This window comes from Ramlibacter henchirensis (genome assembly GCF_004682015.1).
In the GTDB taxonomy this organism is placed as follows: Bacteria; Pseudomonadota; Gammaproteobacteria; order Burkholderiales; family Burkholderiaceae_C; genus Ramlibacter; species Ramlibacter henchirensis.
Genome location: NZ_SMLM01000003.1, coordinates 327,632 through 341,709, shown reverse-complemented (window position 1 = coordinate 341,709; position 14,078 = coordinate 327,632). Strand labels below are relative to the sequence as shown.

Genomic DNA, 14,078 nt, shown 5'->3' with positions numbered 1-14,078 from the left:
CTCAGGACACCGGCGGGTCCACGGGCAACGAGAACCGGAACACGGCGCCGCTCGGCAGGTTGGGCGTCACCGAGAGCCACCCGCCGTGGGCTTCGATGATGGAACGGCTGATCGACAGGCCCATCCCGATCCCGTCCGCCTTGCTGGTGTAGAACGGCTCGAAGAGCCGGTCGGCCCGGTCGGGGTCGACGCCCGGCCCCGAGTCGCGCACCTCGACCGTCACGGTGTTCGCGCCGTCCCAGCTGGAGGCGATCGCCAGCTCACGGGTTGCCGGGCCGCTGCCGCTCATCGCCTCGACGGCATTGACGATGAGGTTCAGCACCACCTGCTGCAGCTGCACCCGGTCCCCCTCGATGGGCGGCACGTCGGGCGCCAGCGACGTGTCCAGCACGATGGCGTTGCGCCGCACTTCGTTGCGCGTCAGCGCGACCACTTCAAGGATCGCCTCGCCGAGATCGAGGCGGGCCGTGCGCGGCGCCTGGCGGTTCACCAGGGCGCGAATGCGGTCGACGACGTGGGCTGCCCGCTTGCCGTCGGCGCCGATGCGCTGGAGCGCCGACCGCGCCTTCTCCATCTGCGGCGGCTCGGCCGCCAGCCAACGCGCGCACGAGGCAGCGCTGGTCGTGATGGCGCCCAGCGGCTGGTTCACCTCGTGCGCGATGGAGGCGGCGAGCACCCCGAGGGTCGTGACGCGGTTGGCGCGCGCGAGCGCCGCCTCGGCGTCACGCAGCGCCTCTTGCGCGTTCCGCAGCTGCGTGATGTCCTGCAGCGTCCCGAACGCGCGCAGCCCCTGCGCCGCGTCCCCGGTCGCCTCGCCGCGGCTGTGCACGATCCGCACCTCCCCGTCCGGGCGAAGGGCGCGGAACTCGACGGCGAACCGCCCGTTGCGCCCGGCGGCAGCCGCGATCGCCCCGGTCAGCGTGTCGCGGTCCTCGGCGTGCACGAGCTCGAGGACCCGCCCCTGCCAGGACGACAACTGGTGCTGCTCGACGCCGTAGATCCGGCAGGCCTCGTCCGAGAGCGTCAGGCTCTGGGTGCCGAGGTCGTATTCGAAGTAGCCCATGCGCCCGATGCGCTGGGCCTCCTCCAGTTTGCGTTCGCTCTCGCGCAGGCTGCGGAAGATGAGCAGGCTGGTGAGCACATCCTCCAGGCGGCGGCCGATCTCCTCGACCAGGCGCTTCTCCGGCTCGCTCCACACACGCGCGTGCGAGCACTGGTGCAGGCCGAAGAGGTAGGGCCGGTCGACCCTGGGCCGCACCACCGTGGCCACCTGGGAGAGAACGCCGAAGCGCTCGGCGGATGCGGTCACCTGCAGGCCGTGCGGGTCGAACACCAAGGCGGCGCCCTCCGCGGCGAGTGCGGCGCGGAAAGTGCTGGCGGTATCCGGGCTGAGCGGCACGTCGGCGCCCAGGGCGAACGCACCGGAGAATTGCGGCCGCGTGTGCTCCATCACCGCCTTCCAGGACGGTGCCCCGGGGTCGCACGGGTAGACCAGCCAGGCGCGATCGCACCCGAAGACTTCCAGCACCGCGTCCAGCACGTCGCTCGTCATCTGCTCGAGATCGTTCGTGCCCTGCATCGCGCGGTTGATGCGGTCCATGCGTTCCAGGAACCACACATGGGCGGCGCGTTCTTCCTCGGCCACCTTGCGGTCGTGGATATCCGTGAGGACGCCGTACCACTTCAGGATCCGGCCCTGGTCATCGCGCAGCGGCACGGCACGGCTGAGGAACCAGCGGTACTCGCCGTCGAAGCGACGAAGCCGCACCTCCTGCTCGAAGGGCTCGCCCGTCGCGATGCTGTGGGCGCGCGCGGCCCTGTAGCGCGCATCGTCGTCCGGATGCACGGGGGCCGGCGAACCGACGGCCCCCGGGGCCAGCCCGGCGTATTCGAGCCAACGCCGGTTGCCCATGGAGTTGCGCCCGCTCGCGTCGGCGACGAAGACCATGGCCGGCATGGTCTCGACGATCTCGCGCAGCTCCTTCTCGCGCTGGCGCAGCGCCTGTTCAGCGAGCTTGCTTTCGGTGATGTGCCGGCCGACGCCGCGGTAACCGACGAAGGCGCCGGTCTCGTCGAACACGGGCAGGCCGGAGACCGACACGTAACGCTTGCCGCCGTCGGGCGTCGGGCGCGCGAGCTCGAAATCACGGAACGGCAGGTGGGCGTCGAGCGTTGCCCGGTGCCTGCGCCAGGCCTCCTCGTCCGGCTCGAGGTACGGCACTTCCCAGCGCGTCTTGCCGAGCTCGGAGCGGCGGGCCGGCGCGTCCGCCAGCTCCGGGCCGTATTCCTGCCTCGTGAAGCGATGCTGCGCGTCGGATTCCCAGTAGACGTCGAATGAGAACTCGACCAGCGTGCGGAAGCGCTCCTCGCTGTCCCGCAGCGCCTGCTCGGCGTGCTTGCGCTCGGTCACGTCCTCGCAGCCGACCAGCAGAACCGGCCGGTTGTCCGGCAGCAGGACGGCATTGGCCGTCTCGCGTACCCAGAGCATCGTGCCGTCCTTGCGCACCTTGCGCGCTTCCCACCGGAACGATCGGCCGGGGTGTCGAAGGCAGTTGTCGGCGTTCTTCTGGACGATGGCGCGGTCGGGCTCGAAGAAGACATTCAGCACCGGCTGCCCGACGAGCTCGCCCACCGCGTAACCGAGCTGCTGGGCTCCCAGGCGATTGACCGACACGATGGCGCCGGCCTCGTCGACGATGAAGTACATCGTCGGGTTGGCCTCGAAGGCGACACGCCACAGTTCCTGGAGTTCATGGCTCGTCTCCCCGGTGCGCTGGCGCCCGGTGATGTCGGCAGGCTGGTGTCTCGGCCAACCCATCGGTGCGGCATGGGGGCCTGGGGCCTGCGGCGATGAATCCTGCTTCCCTGTCGAGGGCACGGGGCGCCTCCGATGGCTCTACGGAATGCCGTTCCATTGTGCGTCGCAGGCCGGCGGCTGTCATGATGGCATTCCCCTCCGGGAGGCAGTCAAGCGAAGCCGGCCCGCCCAGCCCCTCCGGCGCCACGCACCGTTGCCTGGACTAGGCTACCGGCGCACGGCGCTGCGCCATCACCAGCGCCAGCGACGCCAGCACGCCGACCGCGAGCAGCATCCCCAGCCCCCAGCGATAGCCCGCATCGTGCGTCCACATCACGCCAAGGAGCACGGGCGCCGAGGCCCGCGCGATCGCGACGGGAACGCCAAGCGCACCATTGAGCGACGCGACATGCTCGCGGTCGACGTACTGGGCGATCGCCGTTCCCTTGACGATCGTCAGCATGCCGTTGCCCAGTCCGTAGAGCAGCACGAAGAGCACGCCGCCCCACGGCGAACCGGCGCCGGCGATCAGCGCCGCCAGGGCGAGAGGAACCAGGATGGGAATGAGCCGGTTGGCCAGGTGCAGGTCGAAGCGGCCTTCGAAGAAGAACAGCAGCACGCGTCCCAGGACCTGCACCGCGCCGATGGTGGCCGGGATCGCGATGACCCAGGCTTCGGCGAGCCCGCTCTCGCGGAGCAGGCTGACGAGGTGCGGCGGGATCGCGGCGGTGATCCCCATCATGCCCACCACGAACACGCCAATCAGCAGGAACGCCGGGTGGCGCAGGAGCGCGGGAGGAAAGTGGCCGCCGCCGGGCGCGGATGCCGCACCTGCCGGAGCGTTTCGCAGGACGAGCGCGTGGATCGGCAGGCAGACCAGCAGGTGGATGCCGGCGAGCACCAGCAAGGCGGCGCGCCAGCCCCAGGCGGAGATCAGCGCGGCGGAAAGCGGGATGAAGACGCTGCTCGCCAGCCCGCCCAGGAAGGTGATGGTGATGATCGCGCGGCGGAAGTCGCGCGGGAAACGCCGCGTCACGACCGAGAAGGCGGCGTTGTAGAGGGTGGCGGCCAACGCGGCGCCGAGCAGGAGCCAGGCGGCGAAGAAGCCGGCGGCGGACTGCACGAAGGCATGCAGTGTCAGGCCGGCGGCGATCAGCAGCGTGCCGCCCGTCATCACGATGCGCTCGTGGCCGCGGTCGATCCACCGCCCGACCGGGTACGCCAGCAGGCCTTCCGCGAGCAGGGCGAGGCTGAAGGCGAAGGACGACTGCGTGCGCGTGAGCCCGAGTTCGCGCTCCACCGGACCGAGCAGCAGGGCGAACGTGTAGAAGACGCTGCCCCAGCTGATCAGCTGCGCGAGCGACAGCCAGCCGACCAGGCGTCGATCATGGCCGGGGCTCGATGCGGTCACCGCATCCGTGGCGACCACCGCCGCGGCCCCCACCACGTCCCTCTCCATCGAGCTGTCAGGCCTCACAGCCACAGGATAGCCAATGCCGGCCATGGCTGCGGATCGCGGTGACTTGCTCCAGAATGAGCAAGCCCCAAGCGGGTCAAAGAAGGCGGACCAATGAGCCGGAACCAAGACAAGCTGCAGGGCCACGCCGGCGGCGAAGCAAGCGGGATGCGCAAGGGGCTCACCAGCTACGGTGACGCCGGTTTCTCCCTGTTCCTGCGCAAGGCCTTCATCAAGGGGGCAGGCTACAGCGACACCGCGCTGGACAGGCCTGTGATCGGCATCACCGATACCGGCAGCGGCTACAACCCGTGCCACGGCAACATGCCGCAACTGCTCGAGGCGGTGCAGCGCGGGATCATGCTGGCCGGCGGCCTGCCGGTGAAGTTCCCGACCATCTCGCTGCACGAGAGCTTCGCCCATCCGACCAGCATGTACCTGCGCAACCTCATGTCCATCGACACGGAGGAGATGATCCGGGCGCAGCCGATGGACGCCGTGGTGCTGATCGGCGGCTGCGACAAGACCGTGCCGGCGCAGCTGATGGGCGCCGCTTCGGCCGGCATCCCGGCGGTGCAGCTGATCACGGGATCCATGCTCACTGGTTCGCACCGCGGCGAACGCGTCGGCGCATGCACGGACTGCCGCCGCTACTGGGGGCGCTTCCGTGCCGGCGAGATCGACGACGATGAGATCGGAGGCGTCAACGACCAGCTGGTGCCCAGCGTGGGAACCTGCTCGGTGATGGGCACGGCCAGCACGATGGCGTGCGTTGCGGAAGCCTTGGGAATGACGGTGGCAGGCGGCGCCTCGCCCCCGGCGGTGACCGCCGACCGGATGCGCGTGGCCGAAGAGACCGGCGCGGTGGCGGTGCAGATGGCCAGGAGCCACCTCGGCATCGACCGGATCCTCACCGCCAACGCGTTCGAGAACGCGATGCGAGTGCTGCTCGCCATCGGCGGATCGACCAACGCCATCGTGCACCTGACGGCGATTGCGGGCAGGCTGGGGCTTCAGGTGGATCTCAAGGCGCTGGACCGGATGGGACGCGAGACGCCGGTGCTCGTGGACCTCAAGCCCTCCGGCCGGCACTACATGGAAGACTTCCACGCCGCCGGCGGCATGGCCACGCTCCTGAGGGAACTCAAGCCCCTGCTGCACCTGGACGCGATGACGGTGACCGGCCGCACGCTGGGCGAAGAGCTCGACCGTGCGCCGGCGCCGTTCAGCCAGGATGTCGTGCGTCCGAGGGACAACCCGGTCTACGCGCAGGGTGGCATCGCGGTGCTGCAGGGCAACCTCGCGCCCGGCGGGGCCATCATCAAGCAGTCCGCGGCCGACCCTGGGCTGATGGAGCATGAGGGCCGGGCCGTGGTGTTCGAGAACGCGGCGGACCTCGCCCAGCGCGTCGACGGCGACGATCTCGACGTGAACGCGGACGACATCCTGGTCCTGAAGAACATCGGGCCCAAGGGCGCCCCCGGCATGCCGGAGGCCGGATACATCCCGATCCCGCGCAAGCTCGCCCGCGCCGGCGTGAAGGACATCGTCCGCATCTCCGATGGCCGGATGAGCGGAACGGCGTTCGGCACGATCGTGCTGCACGTGGTCCCGGAAGCTGCGGTGGGCGGACCGCTCGCCTACGTACGCACCGGAGACCGCATCCGCCTGTCCGTCTCCCGCCGCGAACTGACGCTGCTCGTGAGCGAACAGGTACTCGCGCGTCGCACCCAGGAAGCGCCGCCGGTCCCGCCGGCGGCCGAGCGCGGCTACCGCAAGCTCTTCCTTGCCACCGTCACGCAGGCAGACGAAGGTGTCGATTTCGATTTTCTGCGGCCGCCGAAACCTGTCGGGACGATCCCCAATACGTAGAACCCGGGGCTCACTGCTGGAAAGCCACTAGAGCGGGCGACCGGGCGCATTGCAAGAATCGGGAGGCACCGGGGCAGTGCCCCTGCTCGTTCAACAGGAGACAAACCGATGAAGTTCCTGAAGTACTTTCTTGCCGCGCTCGTCGCTGCCGGCCTGTCGTTCGCGGCCATCGCGCAGAACATCTCGATCGCGACCGGCGGCACCGGCGGCGTGTACTACCCCATGGGCGGCGGGCTCGCGGCCGTGCTGTCCAAGTACGTCCCCGGAATGCAGGCCACGGCTGAAGTGACGGGCGGCTCGGTCGACAACCTGAAGCTGATCGCGAGCGGCAAGCCGTATGTCGCCTTCTCGATGAGCGATGCGGCCCAGGACGCCTACAAGGGCGAGGACAAGTTCAAGGGCCAGAAGGTGCCGGTGAAGACGCTGGCCGTGCTGTACCCGAACCGCATGCACGTGGTGAGCGTCGAGGGCAAGGGCATCAACAAGTTCGCCGACCTCAAGGGCAAGCGCGTGTCGACCGGCTCGCCCGGCAGCGCCACCGAGGTGATGGCCTTCCGCCTCATCGAGGCGGCGGGCATGGACAAGGACGGCGACATGAAACGCGAGCGCCTGGGCGTCGCGGAATCGGTCAACGCCCTCAAGGACGGCAAGATCGACGCGTTCTTCTGGGTCGGGGGCCTGCCCACCGCGGCGGTGACCGACCTGGCCAACACGCCCAACACCAAGATCAGGATGATCGACCATGCCGAGCTCGTGGCGGCCATGAACAGGAAGTACGGCAACCTGTATGTCGAGGACACCATCCCCAAGGCGGTTTACAAGGGCATGGACGCCGACAACAAGCAGGCGACGGTCATGAACATCCTGGTCGCCCACGACAGCATGGACGAGAAGACGGCCTACAACATCGTCAAGACCCTGTTCGAGAAGAAGGACGAACTGGTCGCGGTCCACAAGGAAGCCGAGAACTTCAAGCTGGAGAACCAGAAGGCGAGCGCCACCCCCATCCCGTACCACCCGGGCGCGCTCAAGTACTTCGCCGAGCGCGGCGTCAAGGTCAACTAACGCGGGGACACGGGTTAGCCCGGCATGAACGAGCCTGCCCGCGTGTCGCTCTCGGAGGCCGCGGCAGTCTCGTCTGAGAGCCTGCAGAAGGCCGAGGAGTACATCGAGGCGGAGGAAGGCGCGGCCAACAGGCCGCGCGGCGGCCTCGCCGTCTTCCTCACCCTGGGGGCGGTCGCAATGAGCGCCTTCCACCTCTATTCCGCGTATTCCATCGTGCCGACGCAGACGATGCGCGGCGTCCACGTGGCGTTCGTGCTCGCCCTCACCTTCCTGCTGTTCCCCGTCGCGCGGCGCTTCCGCCACCGGATCATGTGGTGGGACTGGCTGGCGGCGGCGATCGCGATCGCGGTGGCGGCGTACGCCATCCGCGGCGGCGATGACTTCACGGACCGCAACACGCTACCGCTGCCCTGGGACGTCGCGTTCGGCATCGCGCTGATCGTGCTCGTGCTGGAGGCCATGCGGCGCACGAGCGGCTGGGTCATGCCGGTCATCACGGCCGCGTTCCTCGCCTATGCGCTGGCCGGCCCGTGGCTGCCTGCGCCGTGGACGCACAAGGGCTACGACGTCGGCAGGCTGGTGGGTGTGATGTACATGACGCTGGAAGGCATCTTCGGCGTGGCGATCGACGTCTCGTCCTCGCTCATCATCCTGTTCACCATCTTCGGCGCTTTCCTGCAGTACTCCAACGCCGGCAAGTTCTTCATCGATTTCTCCTTCGCGGCGATGGGGGGCAGGCCCACGGGCGCAGGGCGCACCGTGGTGCTGTCTTCGTTCCTGCTGGGCGGGCCCTCCGGTTCCGGCGTGGCGACCACCGTCACGCTCGCTTCCGTGGCCTACCCCATGCTTTCCAAGGTCGGCTACGAGCGCAACGCGGCGGGCGGCCTGCTCGCAGCTGGCGGCCTTGGCGCCATCATCTCCCCGCCGGTGCTCGGGGCGGCGGCGTTCCTGATCGCCGAGTTCCTCAAGATCTCCTACATGGATGTGCTGCTGATGGCGGTCATCCCCACGGTGCTGTTCTACCTGGCGCTCTTCCTGATGGTGGAGATCGACGCGCGCAAGTACGCGATGGGCAACATCACCTTCGAGAAAGTTCAGACGGCGTGGGCCCTGGCGCGCCGCTACTGGTTCCACTTCCTGTCGCTGGTCTCGATCATCGCCTTCATGGTGTGGGGCTTTTCCCCGGTGATGTCGGTGTTCTGGGCGACCGCCGTCTCCCTGGCGACGAGCTTGCTGCGACGCGACACCTCGCTGATCCCGTACGACCTGTTCACCGCACCGGGGAAACTGGGCCGCAAGCTCCTGGACATGCCGCTGACCAGGGCGATGGCAGGCGGCTCCACCGGCATGCTCAACGTGGGGGCGACCTGCGCGGGCGCGGGGATCATCGTGGGGGTGGTCACGCTCACCGGGCTCGGCCTGAAGTTCAGCTCCATCGTGATCGCGTACGCCGCGGGGTCCCTGCTGCTGACCGCGATCTTCACCGCGCTGGTGGTGTGGATCGTCGGCCTCGCGGTGCCGGTGACGGCGTCCTACATCATCTGCGCGGTGATCGCCGCGCCGGCGCTGACCAAGCTCGGCGTGCCCGATTTCGCCGCGCACATGTTCATCTTCTACTACGCCGTTCTCTCGGAAGTGTCTCCCCCCACGGCGCTGTCGCCTTTCGCGGCGGCGGCGATCACCGGCGGCGATCCGTACAAGACGACGCTGCACTGCTGGAAGTACACGCTCCCCGCGTTCCTGCTGCCGTTCATGTTCGTGCTCGATCCCGATGGCCGCGCGCTGCTGCTCATGGGATCGGCCAAGGCGGCGGCGGGCGCCGACTGGCTGCTGGTGGCCAAGGTGACCCTCACGGCCGCCGCGGCGATCGCTGCGCTGGCCGCCGCCTTCCAGGGCTGGGCGTTGCTGCGGACGAGCGCCTTCGAACGCGTGCTGCTCGTCGCCGCCGGCCTCGCGCTCGTCTACCCGTCGGGCCTCGCCAACGGCACGGGCTTCGTCCTCCTGCTGCTTGTCCTCGTGATGCAGCTCGCACGGCGGGCCGCGCACTCGGCCAAGCCGCGGATTTCATAGACCGGAGTTCCCAATGCACCGATTCGACACGTCCGCCAAGGGCGTCTACCTCATCACCGTCACGCCGTTCACCGACGGCGGCGCGCTCGACCTCGCCAGCACCGACCGCATGGTGGACTTCTGCCTCGAGCGCGGCGTCACCGGGCTCACGATCCTGGGGATCATGGGCGAAGCGACGAAGCTCACCGCGGAAGAAGCCAAGGCGTTCACCCGCCAGGTCGTGCAGCGTGCCGCCGGCCGGGTCCCCATCGTCGTGGGCGTGTCCTCGCCCGGCTTCGCGGCCATGGGCGAACTCACCCGGGCGGTGATGGACCTCGGTGCGTCCGGCGTGATGGTGGCGCCGCCCTCCACGGTGCGCACGGACGACCAGATCGCGGGTTACTTCGACATGGTGAACGAGACGCTGGGGCCGGTGCCCTGGTGCCTGCAGGACCATCCCGTCGCGACCGGCGTGCAGATGTCACCGGCGGTGATCCTGCGCATCCTGAAAAATTCGCCGCACTGCGTGATGCTCAAGCACGAGGACTGGCCGGGCCTGGCGAAGCTGTCGGCCATTCGCGCCGCCGGCGACAAGGGCGAAGTGCGCCGCGTATCCATCCTCACCGGCAACGGCGGCGGCCTGTTCCTGCCCGAGGAACTGTCGCGCGGCGCCGATGGCGCGATGACCGGTTTCGCCTGGCCCGAGATGATGGTCGACGTGGTCGCGGCCCATGCGGGAGGCGACGTCGAGCGCGCCCATGACCTGTTCGACGCGTACCTCCCGCTCGCGCGCTACGAGCAGCAGGCCGGCATCGGGCTGGCCGTGCGCAAGCACCTGCTGCACCAGCGCGGCGCGATCGCCTCGCCGTTCGTTCGCAAGCCCGGACCCAGGCTCTCGGCCCAGGACCTTGCGGACATCGATCGCCTGGTGCGCCGGCAGGACAAGCGCCTGCACGAACTCGGATGAAGGAGCCTTCCCATGTCCATGCCCCCCACCCCCGCACCCGCAACCATGGACCTGGACCCCCAGGTCATCGAGACGCTCTCGCGCGTCACCACGGCCACCATCACCACCGTGCTGCTGAAGAAGGGCTTGCGAAACCTGTGGCTGCGCGGCGCCCGCCCGATCCGCGCCGGCCAGCCGCGGCTGGTCGGGCGAGCCTTCACGCTTCGCTTCGTACCGGCCCGGGAGGACCTCGCCACGCCGGAGTCCTGGGGCTCGCCCATTTCCACGCGCGCCGCCATCGAGGACATGCCGGCGGGCTGCATCGCCGTGGTCGACGCCATGGGCGTGCAGGATGCGGGCATCTTCGGCGACATTCTTTGCGCCCGGATGGCCAGGCGCGGCATCACCGCCCTGGTCACCGATGGCGTGGTGCGTGACGTGCAAGGCGTCCTGGGCACGAATCTGCCGGTGTGGTGCGGCGGCGCTGCCGCACCGGCGTCCGTGGCCGGACTCACCTTCGTCGCGTGGCAGCAGCCGATCGCCTGCGGCGGCGTTGCGGTGTTCCCGGGCGACGTGATGGTCTGCGACGACGACGGCGCGGTGCTGATCCCCGCTGCGCTGCTGGAGCACGTGCTGCAGGAAGCGCCGGAGCAGGAGCGGCTCGAGGGCTGGATCATGGACGAAGTGAACAAGGGCGCAGCGCTGCCGGGCCTGTACCCGCCCAATGCGGAGAACAAGGCGCGCTACCAGGCCGCGATGCAGCCGAAGGGTCGGTGAGGTTTCGAGATTGCGGCCACCGCGGGCACGGCATTCAACGGCCACCGCCCGTGGTGAACGAAAAGCGCGCAGAGCCGGGAGTGCCGCTGACGGTGTAGTCGATCGCAACCGCATAACTCGTGCTGGGCTGCAGCACCTCCGGGATGAGGGAGAACCATCCGTCGGCGAAGGCGCCATTGGGGTCGGCCGTCGCGCCCGAGCCGTAGGTGACCAGGAGTGCCACGGGTCCGGACGGACCGGTGATGGTGGCCGAGGTGATGCGCAGCGCCTGGGGCCCTGCCACGGTGATTGGCTGGCCCCATTGCGCATCCGGGTTGGACGGGAAGGGCGAAGGCGATTCGTTGCCGCCACGGGCCACGGCATCGGTGGTGTCCGCGCAAGGGAACGTGGCCACACCCTGTGGTGACTGCAACTGCGCCGAAGCCGGGACGCCCAGATCGACGGTCAGCGTGTCGAGCGAGGCCACGACGTTCCATGCGAGGCCTACTTCGCGGAAGCCGGTCAGGAGCGACTTGGCGTGGTACGGGGCGGCCATGAGGTTGCGGATCGCATCGGCTGCCGTCGAGCCGCCGGGCGATCCGCTGGCGGAGATGTCCTCGCCCACAGCGCGCGGGGCATAGCGCGCGGCCAGGGCGCGGTCGAGCGGCGTCGCACCGGTGAAGCCGGGCTTGCCGGGATCCTCGCCGTGGCCCAACTCGCTGTTGAGGCTCATGTAGTTGCCATGGGCCGCCGCTGCCTGGTCGAGGGCCGCGGATTGCGCGAGCAGCCCGAAGCCGCAGCGCAGCCGGGCTGCATTGAGCTGATCGTAGGCCAGCCGTTGCGGGCTGCCGGCCGCGTAGGTGGCGCTGTTAACGGAAGTCGCGGGCGGCGCGGTCGGTGGAGCGACGTCGCCGCCGCCACCACATCCGCTCCCGACCAGTGCCGCGACCAACGCGGCTGGCGCGACTGCCGCGCGCAGATGTCTCGGAATCATCTCTGGTTGACTCCGCAGCGCGCCCACGGTTCACCTCGTTTGCGCGCATCACGCGAGCGAGTAGATGCTGCAAGGATGAGGTTCCGAAGGCAGGGAATCCACCACCCCGGCCGGCCCATGCCTTCACCACAATGAGACATCCACTTCCTGGGGTGCCCCTCATGATTTCACGTCACTTGTTTGCCCGCTGCCTTGTTGCAACCGCGTTCGCGATGGCTCTCGGCGCCTGTGGCCAAATGCGTATGGGCGGTGGCACGGGTGGCATGGAGACGTATCGCGCGACGCTCTCCGGGGCGCAGGAAGTGCCGCCGGTCTCGAGCGCTGGGACCGGAAGCGCCGAAGTGACGGTGAACCCCTCGACGATGGCCATGACGTACCGCGTCACCTACTCGGGCCTGACCGGGCCGGCGACAATGGGTCACATCCACGGCCCCGCTCCTGCCGGGCAGAACGCGGGCGTCAAGATTCCGTTCCCGAGCGTCGCGCAGTCGCCCATCACGGGCACCGCAACCCTCACCGCCGAGCAATACGCGGACCTGAAGGGCGGCCGCTACTACGTGAACATCCACACGGCCGCAAATCCGGGCGGCGAGCTTCGCGGGCAACTGGCGCGCTGAGCGAACGCTTTGCCAGCCAGGTCATCCCTCTTGGCTTGCAGGATCTCCTTAGCCGCGGCGTGAGCCTTGCGATCAGCATCCGATGTGGCGTAGACCTGTTTGGCTTTCCGGCTGATTCGGGAACGATGCCAAAAAGAAAAAACTCCGTAGTCAGGGACTTACGGAGTTTTCAGATTGGTGGGTGATACATGGATCGAACATGTGACCCCTGCCGTGTGAAGGACACGCCCGCAAGCGAACGAGCCGCAAGCGTAGCACAAGCGGCTACAGCTTCTCCGCCAGCCCTTCGAGCTGAATCGACCATTCGGCTGCCGGATTACTCGCGTCGATTCGACAGGTCACGGCCCCCGCGAGCCCGGCAATTACGCGCAGCTTCTTCTGCTGCGTGAACTTGCCCACTGCGCCGGTACGCTTCACCTCAGTCTTCCCTCGCTTGGCAGTTATGTACACCGCTGACGACAGCCCCTTTAGGCGGGTCACGTCCGAGTCGCGCGGCAGGTGACTGCGCGAGAAAGGACTTAGTACGGCCACTGGCCTTGCCGAAAGTAAGCTGGTCCAAATGCCGCCGTGGTGCCCAGTTTCAGAGCCGTGATGCGCGACTTTGTACAGACTCCCGCGCTGCGGCGGCTTCGCCGTGCTCGCAATCACTGCGCTCCATCCCGTTTGAGGATCGCCCTCTTCTTCAAGGTCAGATCCCAAAATGATCGAGTGATTTCCCGCGCGCAGATGCATTGCAACTGCGATGTGATTCGGTCGACTCTCGGCTGCCGCTTTCTTGATTGACCAGGTCGCGGGGAACAGAGCTGCGATGTCTTGTTGGCTTTTTACGATCATCGCCGCCGATGGGCTAAGCGACCACAGCTCTCCAGTGCCATCCTCTGACAGCCACATACGCTTGTCGTGGGACGCAAACATTGGCGGCCTGTTCCTTTCACGTGCGATGTCCACGCACTTTGTCAACTCCTCAAGGCCCGAAGTGTGTGGATAAGCTCCAGAAGGAAAATTGCGCCACGCCTCTACCACGTCGATGAACTCTTCGCGTCGGAGCGCGTGTGACATCCAAAGCTGAGCGTGCGAGTAAACCTCGCTAAGCCTACCGAGTCCACGGAAGTGGTCGTCGTGCCAGTGGGTGCAGGCGATCACACGGACTTGTTCCGGCTGGACCCCGATGGACGTTAGATAAACGTGGGCAGCCGGTTCGCCAGTTTTCCGATCCGTACAGCTATCGAAAAGAAACCAATTGCCTTGGTAGTGGGCAATGACGCTCTCACCGACATTTGGACCAATCAGAGTAAGTTCGAGTTCATTTGGCAGCGGCGGTCCCGGCATCTCCCATTTCTCCCACGAACCACTTCGCGTACCCGGCAGCTCGGACCTTCGCTGCGTCAAGTTCTCTGCGAGTCCAATGCCTCAATCTCCGGAAGCGAATGGCAGACGCAGTAACTCGGCCGCCGAACTCATCAATTTGGTATCCCACAGACCAGTAGAAGACAGCGCCAGGCTCAACTAAGCCGACGTCATCTGCC

Annotated in this window: 10 protein-coding genes; 6 read left to right on the top strand and 4 right to left on the bottom strand. The window is 67.9% G+C overall.

What is annotated here, in order from left to right; all coding sequences use genetic code 11:
* Position 1 precedes the first annotated feature (1 nt).
* Positions 2–2,818 (bottom strand): PAS domain S-box protein, encoded by a 2,817-nt coding sequence (locus EZ313_RS19725; protein WP_135265020.1) that lies wholly within the window; start codon positions 2,816–2,818, stop codon positions 2–4.
* A 202-nt stretch (positions 2,819–3,020) separates the two neighbouring features.
* Positions 3,021–4,274: an MFS transporter gene (locus EZ313_RS19720; protein WP_240788718.1), complete on the bottom strand. Its 1,254-nt coding sequence runs from the start codon at positions 4,272–4,274 to the stop codon at positions 3,021–3,023.
* Between the two features lie 93 nt (positions 4,275–4,367).
* Between EZ313_RS19720 and EZ313_RS19715 the strand changes: the two genes are divergently transcribed.
* From EZ313_RS19715 to EZ313_RS19695, 5 genes are all read left to right on the top strand, one after another.
* Positions 4,368–6,125 (top strand): IlvD/Edd family dehydratase, encoded by a 1,758-nt coding sequence (locus tag EZ313_RS19715; RefSeq protein WP_135265019.1) that lies wholly within the window; start codon positions 4,368–4,370, stop codon positions 6,123–6,125.
* A gap of 108 nt (positions 6,126–6,233) precedes the next feature.
* Positions 6,234–7,190 (top strand): TAXI family TRAP transporter solute-binding subunit, encoded by a 957-nt coding sequence (locus EZ313_RS19710; protein ID WP_135265018.1) that lies wholly within the window; start codon positions 6,234–6,236, stop codon positions 7,188–7,190.
* A 24-nt stretch (positions 7,191–7,214) separates the two neighbouring features.
* Positions 7,215–9,260, top strand: a complete 2,046-nt coding sequence (locus EZ313_RS19705) for a TRAP transporter permease (protein ID WP_135265017.1) — start codon at positions 7,215–7,217, stop codon at positions 9,258–9,260.
* Positions 9,261–9,273: 13 nt separating this feature from the next.
* Positions 9,274–10,206: a dihydrodipicolinate synthase family protein gene (locus EZ313_RS19700; RefSeq protein WP_135265016.1), complete on the top strand. Its 933-nt coding sequence runs from the start codon at positions 9,274–9,276 to the stop codon at positions 10,204–10,206.
* Between the two features lie 12 nt (positions 10,207–10,218).
* Entirely contained in the window at positions 10,219–10,962 is a 744-nt protein-coding gene (locus EZ313_RS19695; protein WP_205960445.1) for a ribonuclease activity regulator RraA, read from the top strand.
* Positions 10,963–10,996: 34 nt separating this feature from the next.
* Here the strand turns inward: EZ313_RS19695 and EZ313_RS19690 are convergent, their stop codons facing one another.
* Positions 10,997–11,935, bottom strand: coding sequence for a CAP domain-containing protein (locus EZ313_RS19690; protein WP_135265015.1), 939 nt, complete (start codon positions 11,933–11,935; stop codon positions 10,997–10,999).
* Between the two features lie 263 nt (positions 11,936–12,198).
* Here EZ313_RS19690 and EZ313_RS19685 point away from each other — a divergent pair, with 263 nt between their 5' ends.
* Complete coding sequence (locus EZ313_RS19685; RefSeq protein ID WP_240788717.1) at positions 12,199–12,552, top strand: CHRD domain-containing protein; 354 nt, start codon at positions 12,199–12,201, stop codon at positions 12,550–12,552.
* Positions 12,553–12,816: 264 nt separating this feature from the next.
* Here the strand turns inward: EZ313_RS19685 and EZ313_RS19680 are convergent, their stop codons facing one another.
* Positions 12,817–13,881, bottom strand: a complete 1,065-nt coding sequence (locus EZ313_RS19680) for an MBL fold metallo-hydrolase (protein WP_135265013.1) — start codon at positions 13,879–13,881, stop codon at positions 12,817–12,819.
* Positions 13,882–14,078: the final 197 nt, after the last annotated feature.

Bases quoted from the DNA above. Each gene is read 5' to 3' on its own strand.
- EZ313_RS19680 (WP_135265013.1), bottom strand. From the start codon at position 13,881: ATGCCGGGACCGCCGCTGCCAAATGAACTCGAACTTACTCTGATTGGT.
- EZ313_RS19725 (WP_135265020.1), bottom strand. From the start codon at position 2,818: ATGGGTTGGCCGAGACACCAGCCTGCCGACATCACCGGGCGCCAGCGC.
- EZ313_RS19685 (WP_240788717.1), top strand. From the start codon at position 12,199: ATGGAGACGTATCGCGCGACGCTCTCCGGGGCGCAGGAAGTGCCGCCG.
- EZ313_RS19690 (WP_135265015.1), bottom strand. From the start codon at position 11,935: ATGATTCCGAGACATCTGCGCGCGGCAGTCGCGCCAGCCGCGTTGGTC.
- EZ313_RS19700 (WP_135265016.1), top strand. From the start codon at position 9,274: ATGCACCGATTCGACACGTCCGCCAAGGGCGTCTACCTCATCACCGTC.
- EZ313_RS19715 (WP_135265019.1), top strand. From the start codon at position 4,368: ATGAGCCGGAACCAAGACAAGCTGCAGGGCCACGCCGGCGGCGAAGCA.
- EZ313_RS19705 (WP_135265017.1), top strand. From the start codon at position 7,215: ATGAACGAGCCTGCCCGCGTGTCGCTCTCGGAGGCCGCGGCAGTCTCG.
- EZ313_RS19710 (WP_135265018.1), top strand. From the start codon at position 6,234: ATGAAGTTCCTGAAGTACTTTCTTGCCGCGCTCGTCGCTGCCGGCCTG.
- EZ313_RS19695 (WP_205960445.1), top strand. From the start codon at position 10,219: ATGTCCATGCCCCCCACCCCCGCACCCGCAACCATGGACCTGGACCCC.